The sequence below is a fragment of the Clostridium sp. DL-VIII genome, assembly GCF_000230835.1.
Lineage (GTDB): Bacteria > Bacillota > Clostridia > Clostridiales > Clostridiaceae > Clostridium.
This window is the reverse complement of the sequence record NZ_CM001240.1, coordinates 4,493,284-4,508,726: the sequence shown is the minus strand read 5'-3', so window position 1 is coordinate 4,508,726 and position 15,443 is coordinate 4,493,284. Positions and strand designations below refer to the sequence as shown.

Annotated in this window: 15 protein-coding genes; 12 read left to right on the top strand and 3 right to left on the bottom strand. The window is 31.4% G+C overall.

The window, feature by feature from the left end:
- Positions 1 to 93 precede the first annotated feature (93 nt).
- A complete protein-coding gene (gene nirJ1, locus CDLVIII_RS20725) occupies positions 94 to 1,257 on the bottom strand; it encodes a putative heme d1 biosynthesis radical SAM protein NirJ1 (protein ID WP_009171430.1) in 1,164 nt (387 codons plus the stop codon).
- Positions 1,258 to 1,503: 246 nt separating this feature from the next.
- Positions 1,504 to 2,133, bottom strand: a complete 630-nt coding sequence (locus CDLVIII_RS20720) for a Fe-only nitrogenase accessory AnfO family protein (protein WP_009171429.1) — start codon at positions 2,131 to 2,133, stop codon at positions 1,504 to 1,506.
- A 785-nt stretch (positions 2,134 to 2,918) separates the two neighbouring features.
- On the opposite strand from CDLVIII_RS20720, the gene CDLVIII_RS31540 reads away from it, so the two are divergent.
- The 10 genes from CDLVIII_RS31540 (at position 2,919) to CDLVIII_RS20675 (ending at position 10,979) form a co-directional block, all read left to right on the top strand.
- Positions 2,919 to 3,107, top strand: coding sequence for a hypothetical protein (locus CDLVIII_RS31540; RefSeq protein ID WP_186005516.1), 189 nt, complete (start codon positions 2,919 to 2,921; stop codon positions 3,105 to 3,107).
- Positions 3,108 to 3,360: 253 nt separating this feature from the next.
- Positions 3,361 to 4,188, top strand: a complete 828-nt coding sequence (gene nifH, locus CDLVIII_RS20715) for a nitrogenase iron protein (protein ID WP_009171427.1) — start codon at positions 3,361 to 3,363, stop codon at positions 4,186 to 4,188.
- 43 nt (positions 4,189 to 4,231) lie between these two features.
- Positions 4,232 to 5,800 (top strand): nitrogenase iron-iron protein, alpha chain, encoded by a 1,569-nt coding sequence (anfD, locus tag CDLVIII_RS20710; protein ID WP_009171426.1) that lies wholly within the window; start codon positions 4,232 to 4,234, stop codon positions 5,798 to 5,800.
- A 14-nt stretch (positions 5,801 to 5,814) separates the two neighbouring features.
- Positions 5,815 to 6,165, top strand: coding sequence for a Fe-only nitrogenase subunit delta (gene anfG, locus CDLVIII_RS20705; RefSeq protein ID WP_009171425.1), 351 nt, complete (start codon positions 5,815 to 5,817; stop codon positions 6,163 to 6,165).
- Between the two features lie 16 nt (positions 6,166 to 6,181).
- Entirely contained in the window at positions 6,182 to 7,570 is a 1,389-nt protein-coding gene (gene anfK / locus CDLVIII_RS20700) for a Fe-only nitrogenase subunit beta (protein ID WP_009171424.1), read from the top strand.
- Positions 7,571 to 7,871: 301 nt separating this feature from the next.
- Positions 7,872 to 8,288, top strand: coding sequence for a HEPN domain-containing protein (locus CDLVIII_RS20695; RefSeq protein WP_009171423.1), 417 nt, complete (start codon positions 7,872 to 7,874; stop codon positions 8,286 to 8,288).
- Between the two features lie 96 nt (positions 8,289 to 8,384).
- Positions 8,385 to 8,711 carry a P-II family nitrogen regulator gene (locus CDLVIII_RS20690; protein ID WP_009171422.1) on the top strand — a complete coding sequence of 109 codons (327 nt, stop codon included), beginning with the start codon at positions 8,385 to 8,387 and terminating at the stop codon, positions 8,709 to 8,711.
- 15 nt (positions 8,712 to 8,726) lie between these two features.
- Positions 8,727 to 9,107: a P-II family nitrogen regulator gene (locus tag CDLVIII_RS20685; RefSeq protein ID WP_009171421.1), complete on the top strand. Its 381-nt coding sequence runs from the start codon at positions 8,727 to 8,729 to the stop codon at positions 9,105 to 9,107.
- Positions 9,108 to 9,182: 75 nt separating this feature from the next.
- Complete coding sequence (locus CDLVIII_RS20680) at positions 9,183 to 9,716, top strand: pyridoxamine 5'-phosphate oxidase family protein (RefSeq protein ID WP_009171420.1); 534 nt, start codon at positions 9,183 to 9,185, stop codon at positions 9,714 to 9,716.
- 405 nt (positions 9,717 to 10,121) lie between these two features.
- Positions 10,122 to 10,979, top strand: coding sequence for an ABC transporter substrate-binding protein (locus CDLVIII_RS20675; RefSeq protein WP_009171419.1), 858 nt, complete (start codon positions 10,122 to 10,124; stop codon positions 10,977 to 10,979).
- Between the two features lie 101 nt (positions 10,980 to 11,080).
- On the opposite strand, the gene CDLVIII_RS20670 is transcribed toward CDLVIII_RS20675, so the two are convergent.
- Positions 11,081 to 12,037, bottom strand: coding sequence for an endo-1,4-beta-xylanase (locus CDLVIII_RS20670; protein WP_009171418.1), 957 nt, complete (start codon positions 12,035 to 12,037; stop codon positions 11,081 to 11,083).
- 357 nt (positions 12,038 to 12,394) lie between these two features.
- On the opposite strand from CDLVIII_RS20670, the gene CDLVIII_RS20665 reads away from it, so the two are divergent.
- Together CDLVIII_RS20665 and CDLVIII_RS20660 are read left to right on the top strand one after the other, a co-directional pair.
- A complete protein-coding gene (locus CDLVIII_RS20665; protein WP_009171417.1) occupies positions 12,395 to 13,975 on the top strand; it encodes a glycoside hydrolase family 43 protein in 1,581 nt (526 codons plus the stop codon).
- 110 nt (positions 13,976 to 14,085) lie between these two features.
- A complete protein-coding gene (locus CDLVIII_RS20660; protein ID WP_009171416.1) occupies positions 14,086 to 15,336 on the top strand; it encodes a glucuronoarabinoxylan endo-1,4-beta-xylanase in 1,251 nt (416 codons plus the stop codon).
- The last annotated feature ends 107 nt before the right edge of the window (positions 15,337 to 15,443 follow it).

Genomic DNA, 15,443 nt, shown 5'->3' with positions numbered 1-15,443 from the left:
GAATATAGGCTATAGTTAAGTTTACTTAAAATAGCACGCTTTAGAATCTTTGTATAATTCAGTTATATAAATTTTATTAGCAATAATTATGAATTATAACTTGATTTCTTCATCTGTAAGATAACAAGCTGGATCTTCAGCCCAAAAGTCGTTATATACAGCTTCAGCTCTAGTTCTAAAATTACCATTACAAACATTAATCCATTTGCAGGTAGAACATTTACCTTTTAGTAAAGTCTTTCTATTTCTAAGACCTTTTAAGATTTGATGATTAGAATTTTTCCATATTGAGCTAAAATTTTCTTTTTTCACATTTCCAAAAGTATACTGCCAAGTAAATTGGTCAGGATGAACATTACCGTAAAAATCCACATTAGCAAAAGCCATTCCTGATCTATTCCCGCCATTAATTTTTAAAAGCTTTAATATATTCTCGGATTTATCTTTAAACTTTTCTAAGGATTTCAGATAGGTATAAACAGCATCAGCATGATTGTCAACAGTTAGAATTTCAACGCTTGGCCCGAATTCAATTGCTTTGTTTATTATTAAATCTAAAGCTTCTCTTGTTTCTTCCTTAGAAATATCTTCAGTGGTCATTTTACTGCCTCTGCCTGAATATGCTAAATGATAGAAACATACTCTAGGAATATGTTCTTCTTTGATTAAATAAAATATATCTTTTAAGTCCTTATAATTATTTTTGGTTATAGTAAATCTAAGACCAACCTTTTGATTTACTTCCATACAATGTCTAATCCCTATTAAGGAACTATCAAATGCACCTTTAACTCCGCGAAATTCATCATGACTTGTACCAATGCCATCAAGACTTACCCCAACATATCCAAGATTAATTTTTTTTAAGAACCTACAAATATCTTTATCCAAAAGTGTTCCATTAGTAGATAAAGTACTTCTTATATTTTTTTTGTTTGCATAATTCAATATATCTAATATGTCTTCTTTCATTAAGGGTTCTCCACCAGAAAACAATAATGCTGGCACATTAAAATTCTTCAAATCATCAATAAATCTTTTGGAATCACTTAATGTAAGCTCATCATTATATTTTTTATTATCTGAACTGGCATAACAGTGCTTGCATCTTAAATTACAGGTTTTTGTACAATTCCAACTGATGACAGGACCTTTTCCAGGACTAACCCCAAATTTTTCTGATGAGGCACCCTCAACATATCTTAAGTCGTCACCATAATTTTTGGAATTGCATAAAAGTTTGGTTATGCTTATCAACTTTAAACCTCCTTTCTGTATATAAATTTCATGCTAAGAATAGTAAAGGATAAATTTAAATTCTTATTAACAGTAATGTAAAGCTAGTTAAAAGATAACAACTAATTATCATCTATGGATAAAAAGTATTTGAAATTCATTTAAGTGGTCAATTGAATTTTATGTAGATATGTGTTTTTTCATAAGTGAAAAGATTTTAATTATGCCTAATATAGAAATAATTCTAGAAACTTAAAAAACATATAGTTATAAAACAGGAGAAATATTTACAGTGATTAATCCGTCTTTTTGAGAGGATATGAGATAGGTAAATCCAATTTCTTTTAATAGTCGGTCAAACCACTTTGGAATATGGTCACAAACTACTTCTAAGTTACGGATATTTTGGTTTTTTAAAAAAGGTACAATTATCTGTTTAGATGTGACTTTTGAATCAGAGTGCAAGAGCTTATACAGATCAAGTTTATAATTTCCTAGTTCATCCATTTTTCTTGGTGCAAATAGATCTATTACCTGGGATTCTAAAAAGATTTTCTGTTCTTTTTTTCTTTCTTCGGAAATATAAACTGAATCTAAAAAATCAACTGGATTTCCATTCAATTCATATATATTTAGTTTATTATAATCTAAAAGGTTTATTAAAAATCCAGATAATTTTTTGGCTACAAATATTTTACAATCGTCTAATTCAGATAATAAGTGGAGATAGTAATCCCTTATAAGATTTAAATCATATTCATCCAAAGGGATAAGATAGGAAATGCTTTTTACTTTAATCCATTTTCCATTAGAGTTTTGAAATAGTGCGACTATGCCATTATGCTGCCAGCTACAGGTTTCTTCAGAATCATTTAATAAAACTGCAATCATGCTCATATATAATCACCTCCATAAAATTTAAAGTTAACAAAAATAGAAATAAATTGTATTTTGAACATTATAGAATAATAATAATATAAAAGCAATATTAATTTTAAAGATTGAAAAAAAGAATAATTTAATAGAGATTTTTTTTGTTTTGTTATGTTGTTAGGGTAAAATCTTTGTAAATCAATAGATATATTACATTTATTTCAAATAAAAATGTTTTCATTTTGAATTATGATCATAAAACTATTGCTAAAATTTAATATTAAAAAATAAATTTTCAAAATAGAATATTTTATAAAATAATATTGACAATGTAATTATTAAAGGTATAATAAAATCTAATAACAATAAATAAAAACTATCAAAAGCGGATGAAACAGAAAATAAAACAGAGTTGATGTAATGTAATGTATAATAATATTAGTTTATATACGAAGGTGTATTATTCATTTAATCAATTTACTATTTTGTTTTCTTATTTTTTTATAAAGAATATTGATGAAGTAAAGAGGAGAAAATATAATAAAAATTCATTATATACAAAGGGGTATTATTGATATTAATCAATTATGCCCCTTTGTACATTTAAAATATTCTTTATGATATTTTAAAGCAAATTTATGCATCTAACTAACTTGGAAATTGAAATTTTTATAAATTCGACTTTAAACTGTTATTGCAGCTAAAGTATTTTATGAATACCACGAATATTGATAAAAACTTATATGCAATCTTGGCTCAATAAGAGTCTTGATATATATAGTGGGTAAATAATTGTCCATTAATACATAGTGAAAGGAGAGATGTTGTATGGTGTAGAAAGAATTACTTTTAAAGAATTAGAGGAAATAGAGGACTTTATTTTATACCACGAATATAAGATGAAGTTTAGAAAAACTAACTATTCTAGTGGCGCCAGGTTTATTAAGGCTACCTATTTTTATGATAGCTTAAGTGAAGTGGTTCCAATAAATCTCTAGTGCAATAATTTGAATCTCTGAAATGAAAAATAGAAGGCCTTATGCTATACCACGAATATAACATAAAGCTTTGAGGAATTTATTAATCCTAGTGGCACCAGGTTTATTAAAGTTGCCTGTTATATTTTATAGAAAAGCACTTTTTTCGAATTAGTTTTTAAATTATTAAGCTAAAGCCGATAAATTCTTTCAAAAGTAAATCTATATTAAAAAGTATATTTAACTATTAAAAGTTTGGAAGGAGAAGATTAAAATGACAAGAAAAATCGCAATTTACGGTAAAGGTGGAATAGGTAAATCAACTACTCAACAAAATACAGCAGCAGCAATGGCATACTACTATGATAAACATATATTTATACATGGATGTGACCCTAAAGCCGATTCAACTAGACTTATCCTTGGAGGAATGAATCAAAAAACTTTAATGGATATGTTAAGAGATGAAGGAGAAGAAAAAATTACTGTTGATGCAGTTGTAAAGAATGGATATAAAGGTATAAGGTGTGTCGAATCTGGAGGCCCAGAGCCAGGTGTTGGATGTGCAGGCCGTGGAGTTATTACTGCAATTGATCTTATGGAAAAAAATGGAGCGTATACACCTGACTTAGATTTTGTATTTTTTGATGTACTTGGTGACGTTGTTTGTGGAGGGTTTGCAATGCCTATCCGTGATGGTAAAGCACAAGAAGTTTATATAGTAGCTTCAGGAGAAATGATGGCTATATATGCAGCGAATAATATTTGTAAAGGCCTTGTTAAATACGCAGAGCAAAGTGGAGTTAGGCTTGGAGGAATTATTTGTAACAGCCGTAAGGTTGATAGAGAAAGAGAATTCTTAGAAGAATTTACAGCAGCAATAGGAACTCAAATGATCCATTTCATGCCTCGTGACAATATTGTTCAAAAAGCTGAATTTAATAAGAAAACTGTTGTTGAATATGATGCTGAGTGTAATCAAGCAAAAGAATATGGAGAATTAGCACGTAAGATAATTGAAAATAAAATGTTTGTTATTCCAAAACCATTACAAATGGACGAGTTAGAAGCAATGGTTGTTAAGTACGGTATTTCTGATTAGTTAATTTATAGTAATTAAATTTAATAAAAAGGAGGAACTAATTATGCCAAAGCATTTATTTAAATGTAGCGAATGTATTCCAGAAAGAGGAGATCATGCAGTTATAAAAGGTGAAGGTGAAGATTTAACTGATGCACTTCCTCTTGGGTACCTTAATACAATACCAGGAAGCATAACAGAACGTGGATGTGCATATTGTGGAGCTAAGCACGTTATAGGTACACCTATGAAGGATGTTATCCATATGAGTCACGGACCAATAGGGTGTACCTATGATACGTGGCAGACAAAACGTTATATAAGTGATAATGATAATTTTCAGATTAAATATACTTTTGCTACAGATGTAAAAGAAAAAAATATAGTATTTGGGGCAGAGAAATTATTAAAGAAAAATATAATTGAAGCTTTTAAAGCTTTTCCAGAAATAAAGAGAATGTCAATATATCAAACTTGTGGAACTGCTTTAATTGGAGATGATATTGAAGCTATAGCTAAACAGGTAATGAAAGAAATGCCTGGCGTAGATATATTTGTCTGTAATTCTCCGGGGTTTGCAGGGCCTAGTCAATCTGGAGGACACCATAAGATAAATATTGCATGGATAAATCAAAAGGTTGGAACTTATGAACCTAAAATCACTAGCGATTATGTTATAAATTATGTTGGAGAATATAACATTCAGGGTGATGAGGAGGTAATGCAGGATTATTTTAAGAGAATGGGAATTCAAGTTCTTTCAACTTTTACAGGTAATGGATCTTATGATGACTTAAGGGGAATGCATAAAGCACAATTAAATGTTCTTGAGTGTGCACGTTCTGCTGAATATATTTGTAATGAACTTAGAGTAAGATATGGGATTCCACGACTTGATATAGATGGATTTGGTTTTGAAGCTTTGTCATTATCTCTAAAGAAAATAGGATTATTTTTTGGAATAGAAGACAGGGCACAAGCAATAATAGATGAAGAAACAGCAAGATGGAAACCGGAATTAGATTGGTATAAAGAGAGACTTAAGGGTAAAAAAATCTGCTTATGGCCAGGGGGATCAAAGCTTTGGCATTGGGCTCATTCAGTTCATGAAGAGTTTGGTATGGAAGTTGTTTCAGTATATACAAAGTTTGGACATCAGGGTGATATGGAAAAGGGTATTTCAAGATGTGAAGTAGGGGCTCTTGCGATTGATGATCCTAACGAACTTGAATCTTTAGAAGCAATAAAAACCTTAAAACCAGATATTATATGCACTGGAAAACGTCCTGGAGAATATGTAAAAAAGGTTGGAGTTCCGTATCTAAATGCTCATGCATATCATAATGGACCATGGAAAGGGTATGAAGGCTGGGTTAGATTTGCCCGTGATTTATATAATGCAATATATTCCCCTATGCATCAGCTTGCTATGTTTGATATTTCTAAGGATGAAATATCAAAAGATAATAGATTCTTAACTCAGAAAATGCTTTCGGATGTAAGTTTGAGTGAAGATATAGTATCTTCACCAATTTTAAGAGAATATACGGGCAAATATGATTGTCTTGCTGAGCTTCATGATAAAACATATCCTTATATGGAAGCTAAAGAAGAAATTACAAGTATAGTATAAAGGAGGGGAAGTTAATGATAGATCCTAAAAAAGAAAAATTAAATCAGCTTATTGATTATATTATGAAACATTGTTTATGGCAGTTTCATTCTAGAGCATGGGATAGAGAAAGACAAAATAAGGAAATACTTAGCAAAACAAAACAGCTGTTATTAGGTGAACCTGTTAAAACTGATACTCCAGAGGATAAATGCTACTGGGCTGATGCAGTATGTTTAGCAGAAGCTTTTAAAAGCAGATACTTATGGCTTTTGGAAATGAAAAAAGATGAAATTGAGGCACTTATGAAAGAGGTAAAAGACCGTATGGATTTATTAACCATAAGTGGATCGCTAAATAAGGAACTAGTTGATCCTCGTTATTAGAAAGGAGAGAGGTAAAATGTCTTGTGAAGTAAAAGAAAAAGAACGTGCGGGTGTAATTAATCCTATATTTACGTGTCAGCCAGCTGGAGCTCAATTTGTTAGTATTGGAGTTAAAGATTGTATAGGACTAGTTCATGGGGGACAAGGTTGTGTTATGTTTGTAAGATTGATATTTTCACAGCATTTTAAAGAGAGTTTTGAGCTTGCATCTACATCATTACATGAAGATGGCGCAGTATTTGGAGCAGTTAAAAGAGTTGAAGAAGGTGTTGATGTACTATTAATGAGATATCCAGATGTTAAGGTTATACCTATAATATCAACTTGTTCCACAGAAGTTATTGGTGATGATATAGATGGTGTAGTAAGAAAACTTAATGCTGGATTATTAAAAGAAAAATATCCAGACAGAGAGGTACATTTAATTCCAATCCATACACCAAGTTTTAAAGGCAGCATGATAAGTGGCTATGATGTAGCTGTTGAAGCTTTTGTAAAACATTTTGCTAAAAAGGGCGAGCCAAATGGAAAGTTAAATCTTATTACTGGATGGGTAAACCCTGGTGATGTTACAGAACTTAAGCATCTTTTAGCAGAAATGAATATAGATGCGACAGTTCTCTTTGAAATAGAAAGCTTTGATTCGCCACTAATGCCAGCAGAACATACAGTTTCACATGGAGAGACTACTATAGAGGATTTAACTGACACTGCTAATGCTATGGCAACTATAGCCCTTAATAAATATGAAGGAGCAAAGGCAGCTGAATACTTAGAGGATAAATTCCAAGTTCCTGCTACAATTGGACCAACACCTATAGGAATACGTAATACGGATTCATTTTTACAAACATTAAAAGAAATAACAGGAAAAGAAATTCCAAAATCTTTAGCTTATGAACGTGGAATTGCACTAGATGCAATACAAGATCTTACGCATATGTTTTTAGCAGATAAGAAGGTGGCTATTTACGGAAGTCCTGATTTAGTTATTTCATTAGCTGAATTCTGTCTTGACCTAGAAATGAAACCAGTACTGCTTTTATTAGGTGATGACAATACTGGTTATGTAAAAGATCCAAGAATCGAGGAGCTTAAAAAGAATGTAAAACACAAAATGGAAATAGTAACCAATGCAGACTTCTGGGAATTAGAGAATAGAATAAAAAATGAAGGGCTAGAATTAGATTTAATTCTAGGACATTCAAAAGGCAGGTTCATCGGCATGCAGTATAATATTCCAATGGTAAGAGTTGGCTTCCCTGTATATGACCGTGCAGGAATGTATAGAGATCCAATAGTGGGATATAAGGGAGCAATGAGATTTGCAGAATTAATGGCAAACACTTTATTTACAGATATGGAATATAAGAAGAATAAAGAATGGGTCCTAAACATGTGGTAGATAAGGCATATGAAAATAAGTAACTGGTTTAAAGCTAAAAATTAATATTTTTTATTTTTTGATTGTGCCTAAATAAGTTAAGAGTTAAAAATTATGAGTTAAGAGTTTTAAAAAGTAAAAACTTTAGTTTGTTTGCTGAAAGCTTTATTTTACTTTTAACTCGTAGCTCTCAACTACACTAATTAAATAAAAGGTTGATTTAGTTAATTTTTTTGTCTTAATTTTATAAATTTAAAAGTATACCTTAGAATAACTAGACTTAAAAAATTCCAACAGAATGGCTATAAAGAGGGGAAAGATTATGATTAAAATTAGGATTGATGAAATTGATTTTGAAACTTTTCAAAAAAATTACAAAGATGCAGATGCATATTATAAAAGAGCGGAGCAATTTCTACAGGAAGGTCAATATCCAAGTGTGGTATTTAATGTTGCATCTATTGCACTTGAGAGATATCTGATAGCTTTTGGGAACAGGTATGGCATAGAGGCTAGAAATCATAACTATGGGTCACTTATGGATTCTGTAGAATTAGTAACTGATTTTCCAGAAGAGCTAAATAAAGAAATACGAAATTTTGATGTGCTTTATAATATTTGTTCAGTTGATAATCCATTTTCCAGAATTCCAGATTTATTCGATGTAGATCAGATTCTCTCTATATGCGACAAAATAAAGTATATGATTGATGAAATAGATAGTCCCACAAAAAATTAATGAGCTTAAAGAGGAGCAGCACAGAAAATATACATTTTTTAAGCTAAATCAAATTATTAAATTAGATATTGTAACTGAAGGCAGTGTGAGTTATTTATGTTAATGATAAGAGCAATTATCAGAGGTGAGAAATTAACAGATATAGTGCAAGAATTAAATTTAGCAGGTTTTCCATCTGTCACCAAGATTGATGTGGTAGGGAGAGGTCAGCAAAAAGGATTTATTTATGGAGATGTTCTTTACGATGAAATCCCCAAAGAAATGCTGCTAATTATTGCTAGTGATGAAGATAAGGAAAAGATAATTAATATTATTATGAAAATAGCTAAAACAGGTGAAAAAGGTGCATTTGGTGATGGAAAAATTTTTGTGAGCCCTGTTAAGGAAGCATACACAATCAGCTCTAACAGTAAAGGTTTATAAGGAAGGTGAAGCTTTGTGAAAGAAGTAATGGCAATTATCCGTGTAAAAGAGATAAGTAAAACTAAAAACGCTCTCTTAAAAGCAGGATTTCCGTCGATGACTTGCAGAGACGTTTTAGGCAGGGGAAAGAAGAAAGTAGATTTTAAGCTTGCAATGACACCTATTGAGGCAGCTAGAGAGATTCCAGAACTTTATGAAGCAAGCTCTGAAAGACATAGGCTAGTACCTAAACGCTTAATTATATTAGTAGTTCAAGATAGTGATGTGAAAAAAGTTATAGATACCATAATGGAAATAAATTCAACTGGAAATCCTGGAGATGGAAAGATATTTGTACTCCCAATTGGCGAAGTCTATAGAATTAGAACAGGTGATATAGGGGAATCTGCACTATAAATAGAGTAAGTATAAGAATTAAAGTTAATTATGCAGAGATTTCCTATGAAAATCCATTAAAAAGGAGTAATTATAATGGAAACAATAAGGTATACTCAAAGAATTTGTGAGGATAAAAATAAAATTAATAACTTTATGAAGGAAAAAAGAGTCGGTATATTGAGTATGTGCGATGAAGAAGGAAGACCATATGCAGTACCTGTAAATTATATATATTTAAATGAAAAGATTTATATACATGGAATGGGAACAGGGAAAAAGAACAGGCTTATGGAAGCAAAACCATCTGTATGCTTTACTGTTTTTGAAGAATTTGGAACGGTTGTAGATTCTATTCCATGTAAATGTGACACTTCATATTTTAGTATTGTTATTATTGGAAAGGTGACTTTAGTTAAGGATTTAGATGAAAAAACTCAGGTGCTATCAAAGTTAGTGGAAAAATTCACACCTAATTTATTTAAACTCCCCATGGCTAAACAATTTGTTGAAAAATATAAATCAGCTTTTGATAATATGACTGTTTCAGTTTATTGCCTAAGTCCAGAAGTTCTTACAGCAAAGGAAAATCCAATTGATTATGAGCACATGTTTCAAGGTATGAAGTGAGACTCTTTCATATACAAATAAGGAAGACTAGCTATGAAAAAAACTTATAATTAGCTGGTCTTTCTATTTTAAGTTAATAGATTTAGCTAACACTTCTAATTGATAACTTATTAACGTTGATGTCCTAATAATCTTCTTTAATACGGATGCAGCCGGTTATTTGGCTGCATTTTTTAAATTGACTATATTTGAACTTAAGGTTAAATATAACTTAATATTGAATGGTACTCATGAATTAATTATTTACTAAGTTCAATAATTAATGTTTAAAAACTAATATTTTATAGCAAAATAGCAGTAGTATGAGTGAAACTATTGCTCTATTTTATATTAGGCAGCAGGATATTATATGAAAATTTAATTATAAAGTTTATAGATTAATAATAAATCTTAGAGGAGAGGTATATGAAAAAAATATTAAAAAAATTATCAATATTGATTATTGCTGTAAATTTTATAGGAATAATGCTTGGAAGTACTGCTATAGCAGATGATAGTGAAGCAGCAGTAATAAATGGATCAATAGAGAAGGATAGATTGCAGAAAATAAAAGAGAAAGGAGTAATAAATGTTGATACACCATTAAATGATATTTCATATTTTTATAGAGATACTCAAACTGGTAAGTTAAGTGGAATTGACGCGGATATAATAGTTGAAATATCAAAGCGGCTCGGGATTGAAAAAATTGAAATGAAGCAGGTATTATTTTCAGATTTATTAGAAATATTAAACACCGATGACAGTGTGGATATTGCAGATGGTGGAATATATATAACTCCAAAGAGAGAAGAGGTGGTATCATTTACGCAGCCATTATATAAAGGATCTGAAGTTATTATAGTACCAACATTTTCAAGAATTAATTTTAAAGATGATTTAAAAAATGCAGTAGTTGGGGTAGAAAAAGGAACAGTGTTTGTAGAGTTAGCTGAAAAATGGAAAAATGATAATCAGATAAGAGATATTGTGATATTTAAAAATACCTCAGAATTATTAAATGCTTTAAATGATAAAGAGATTGATGCAGGTATAGCTGATTCTGTTATTGTAAAATATTCATTATTAAAAGATCCAAATCTTCGTGTACGAATTTTAAAAGATTATTTACCTGAAATATATGGAAATGTAGGAATAGCAGTTAGGAAAAATGATGTAACACTATTAAGTGCATTTAATGAAAAGATTAATGAGATGAGGGCAGATGGTACATTATATGCTATTCTTGTAGAAAATGGTCTAGATAAAAGTAATATGGTTTAACAAATCATATAATCAATGCTGGGAGTAAACAATAATAGCGTTACTACCAGCATTGTGCTTTTATATTTAGACTTAAAATAAGGAGGCAAATTCAATTTTTTTTAATGAGTTGATAGATATGATTTTAACCATGTAAGGGCAGGACGTTCCTGACCGGAAGATGTAATTAAGTGTGTGTTACTTACCCAAGTCTCTCCCTGTTTATATCCCCATAATGTTACGCCCTTAACATTTGGATTTTCCCATAAGACTGGAAATTTTTCTTTATATCTTGCGAGTTGTGTAGCATCATCACCAGTCATATCAAGTTCTGACACATATATTGGAAGTCCGGTCGAAGATAAAGTGTTTAAAACGGAGTTCATGGTTCCTACTGATACATTATCCATATTAAATTGATGGCATTGTATTCCAATTCCATCTATAAGACCTTTGCTTTTTAGGATATTTATGATTTTAACATAATTATTGGCTGCATTTGTATCACTTATTATTCCGTATTCATTAATAAGCAATTTTGAATTTGGAAAAGCTTGTCTTGCCTGCTGGAATGACCATACAATCCAATCCCAGCCTGTAGATCCGGTTCCACCTATTGCATTTTTATAGGAAGGCTGGGTGTGCAAAGGTTCATTTACAACATCAACAAAATCTGCATTTGGATACTTCTTACCAGCGCTTTGGATCCATTCTAGCACTTCAGCTTTTTGATCAGCAGCCGAAAGCCCAGAAATCCAGGAAGGTTCTTGGCTTCCCCATACTAGAGTATGAAATTTGAATGGGTAACCTTTACTTTTAGCATGATTGTAAATGAGGTCTGAATTGCTCCAATTCATGTTATCACGACTAGATTCAACACTGCCCCATTTAGTTGCATTTTCAGGTGTAACTTGATTCCAATAATTATCAAAGTTTGATGGAACATAAGTGCTCATAATATTTCCACAAAATTTGCTATGAGACATTGCGGCATTGGCATTTTGTGAAACAGTAAATGAGAACAAAAGACCTAATGATAAAACTACAGTACACATTTTAATAATTTTGAGCTTTAACATAAATATCACCTCTATAAATAATTTTGATTTTTCTTTATCATATAATGCTGAAAACATGAGGACAAGTGGTTGCGCATGAAAACATGACATATTTGCGTAAACGTTTATAAAAGGGATTTTATTTATTTCGGGAGCTTATTATGTAACATAGGAAAAAATATTGTTTGCTGAATGTTTTTATAGTATTTTCTAATAAAAGGAAATGAAAAATTAAAGGGTAAAAAGTAATGAAACACTATGAATGAAATTTGTAGTGTGAGAATGTAAGTTAGGATTGGAGGTGATTTTATATTAAAATGAAATGTTATTGTAAATGAAGGGAAAATATTATCTTGTGTAAGGAGGGAAATTATAAATATGCTTAAAAAATTAACTACACTTCTATTAACTTCTACAGTATTGTTTGTACCTACGCTGAATACAACTATAGCAAGTGCAAGTACAGATAAAGAATTACCAATATCAAGTACCACAGATCAGGCAGTGTCAATTGCTAGCACAAGTGCCCTTGCAAAAATCCCTGGATATTCTAATCCACTTATTTCGCATAAGTTTGGAGCAGATCCTTTTGCCATGGTTTATAACGGCAGAGTATACGTTTACATGACGAATGATTACCTTCAATATGATAATAGTGGAAATGTTGCTGATATTAGCTATAGTAAAATAAATAAAATAACGGTTATTTCATCTGATGATATGGTAAATTGGACAGATTATGGTGAGATTCCAGTCGCAGGAGCAAGTGGAATAGCAAAATGGGCAACTAACTCTTGGGCACCAACAGTTACACACAAAATTGTAAATGGCAAGGATAAGTTTTTTCTTTATTTTGCTAACAATGGATCGGGTATTGGTGTTCTTACAGCAGATAGTCCTATTGGACCATGGACAGACCCTCTTGGAAAAGCTATGATTACAAGCAGCACTCCTGGAGCTAATGGTGTTGTATGGCTTTTTGATCCAGCAGTATTAGTTGATGATAATGGAGCAGGTTATATATATTTCGGTGGAGGAATACCAGGAGGAGACAATCCAACTCAGAATCAAATTGCAAATCCGCAAACAAGCAGAGTTATAAAACTAAATAGTGATATGATTCATACAGATGGAAGTGCAGCAATGATAGATGCTCCATTTATGTTCGAAGATTCAGGTATACACAAATATAATGGTAAATACTATTATTCATATTGTTCTAATTTTTCAGGTATACATCCAACAGGAACTCCACCTCAAGGGGAAATTGCTTATATGGTAAGTGATAATCCTATGGGACCATTTACTTATAAAGGTACTTTTCTTAAAAATCCAGGAACTTTTTTTGGAGTAGGTGGAAATAACCATCATGCTGTTTTTCAATTTAATAACCAATGGTATGTAACGTATCATGCGCAAACTCTTGGAAAAGCTATGGGAATTACAAAAGGATATCGTTCTCCTCATATCAATAAACTTCAATATGATGGAAATGGACTTATACAGAGTGTGCAAGCAGATATGAAGGGAGTGTCACAAGTTGCAAATCTTAATCCATATAAGAGGACGGAGGCTGAAACTATTGGATGGAATGGCGGTATTTCAACAGAGCAAAGTCAGGCACTAGGCAGCATGGTGAGCAGCATTAATCTTGATGTTACAAGTATAAATAATGGGGATTGGGTTGCAGTATCAAATGCTGACTTTGGTCAAGGTGCTAAAACTTTTAAAGCAAATGTCGCATCAACAGTAGGGGGAAATATAGAAATACATTTGGATAGTTTAGATGGAACTCTTATAGGAACTCTTAATGTAAGTACTACAGGTGGAGCACAGCAGTGGAAAGAAGTGTCTTGTAATGTAAATAGTGTTAGTGGTGTTCATAACATCTTCTTTAAGTTTACTGGAAATAGTACTAGCAACTTATTTAATATGGATTATTGGCAATTTGCTAATTAAAGTGAATTGAAAATGGTTACTGATGTACAATAAATAATTTACAGTAAACTGTGTTTTAAACAAAAAATTAAATAAATTTAAAAAATTATATAGATAAAGGAGAGATTAAAATGAATAAGAAAGTAAAAAAAATATTATTATCTTTATTGACACTTTCCATAACATGCTTACCATTTGCAGGGCTTTCTATGCCAGCTAATGCGGCAGCAGCTGCTAGTGATACAATAAACTTATCATCTAAACAGCAGCTTATTCGAGGATTTGGTGCAGCTAGCGTATGGTGCGGAGCACTTAGCGATTCTTATATGAATACTCTTTATAATACTGCTGGACTCAGTATTTTAAGAGTACGTATTGCTCCAAATGAAAATTGGAAGAATGGAGATTATAGTGCATGGGCAGATGAACTTTCAAATGCAAAAAAAGCAGTTTCAAGAGGCGCTATTGTTTTTGCAACTCCATGGACACCACCAGCTTCAATGAAGACTAATAATTCAACTATTCATGGTTCACTAAAGACTTCTTCTTATGCTGATTACGCAGCTTATCTAAAAGCTTTTGCAACTTATTTCGCTAATAATGGAGCACCTTTGTATGCAATATCCCTTCAAAATGAACCGGATTATGATCCGGATTATGAAGGATGTACTTGGACAGCAGATCAATTCCGAGATTTTCTAAAAAACAATGGTTCTACAATTTCTGGTACTACTAAAATAATTATGCCTGAATCTTGTAACTATAGTACTTCTATGTCAGATTCAACTCTTAATGATTCTAATGCGGCTTCTAAGGTATCCATTATTGGAGAGCATTTATATGGAGCTACTATTAAGGATTATTCTTTGGCACGTAGTAAAGGAAAAGAATTATGGATGACAGAACATCTTCTAAATGATCAAAGTATAAGTGGATGTATGAGTACTGCTAAAGAAATTAATGATTGTATGACAATTGGAAATATGAACGCCTATGTATGGTGGTGGGTAATTAGTGATAGTAATGGCTTATATAATAAAGCTGGTCAGGTACAAAAAAGGACATATGTTCTTGGACAGTTCTCAAAATTTATTCGCCCAGGCTACTATAGGGTTGATGCTGCAAGTAATCCACAATCAAACATCTATATATCAGCATATACAGGAGATAATAAAGTAGTCATTGTTGCAATTAATCAAGGAACATCTAGTGTAAGCCAAAGTTTCAATATACAAGGTGGAAAAACTTCTAGTGTATCGCCATATGTAACTTCATCATCGTCAAACATGGCTAAAGGTACTGATATAAGTGTATCTAACGGAAGCTTTACAACAACACTTCCAGCACAAAGTGTAACAACATTTGTAGGAACATTAAGTTAGAATCTTATAATTTATACTATACTAAAAGTAAGTGGACTTAATAAGTAGGATTAATTTAGATAAAATGTAAGCACGATTCATACAATGAAAACTGTGCTTACTTTTTT

Coding starts and splice junctions, on each gene's coding strand:
- CDLVIII_RS20675 (WP_009171419.1), top strand. CDS start 10,122: ATGAAAAAAATATTAAAAAAATTATCAATATTGATTATTGCTGTAAAT.
- CDLVIII_RS20670 (WP_009171418.1), bottom strand. CDS start 12,037: ATGTTAAAGCTCAAAATTATTAAAATGTGTACTGTAGTTTTATCATTA.
- CDLVIII_RS20720 (WP_009171429.1), bottom strand. CDS start 2,133: ATGAGCATGATTGCAGTTTTATTAAATGATTCTGAAGAAACCTGTAGC.
- anfD (WP_009171426.1), top strand. CDS start 4,232: ATGCCAAAGCATTTATTTAAATGTAGCGAATGTATTCCAGAAAGAGGA.
- CDLVIII_RS20665 (WP_009171417.1), top strand. CDS start 12,395: ATGCTTAAAAAATTAACTACACTTCTATTAACTTCTACAGTATTGTTT.
- CDLVIII_RS20680 (WP_009171420.1), top strand. CDS start 9,183: ATGGAAACAATAAGGTATACTCAAAGAATTTGTGAGGATAAAAATAAA.
- anfG (WP_009171425.1), top strand. CDS start 5,815: ATGATAGATCCTAAAAAAGAAAAATTAAATCAGCTTATTGATTATATT.
- CDLVIII_RS20660 (WP_009171416.1), top strand. CDS start 14,086: ATGAATAAGAAAGTAAAAAAAATATTATTATCTTTATTGACACTTTCC.
- anfK (WP_009171424.1), top strand. CDS start 6,182: ATGTCTTGTGAAGTAAAAGAAAAAGAACGTGCGGGTGTAATTAATCCT.
- CDLVIII_RS20690 (WP_009171422.1), top strand. CDS start 8,385: ATGTTAATGATAAGAGCAATTATCAGAGGTGAGAAATTAACAGATATA.
- CDLVIII_RS20695 (WP_009171423.1), top strand. CDS start 7,872: ATGATTAAAATTAGGATTGATGAAATTGATTTTGAAACTTTTCAAAAA.
- nifH (WP_009171427.1), top strand. CDS start 3,361: ATGACAAGAAAAATCGCAATTTACGGTAAAGGTGGAATAGGTAAATCA.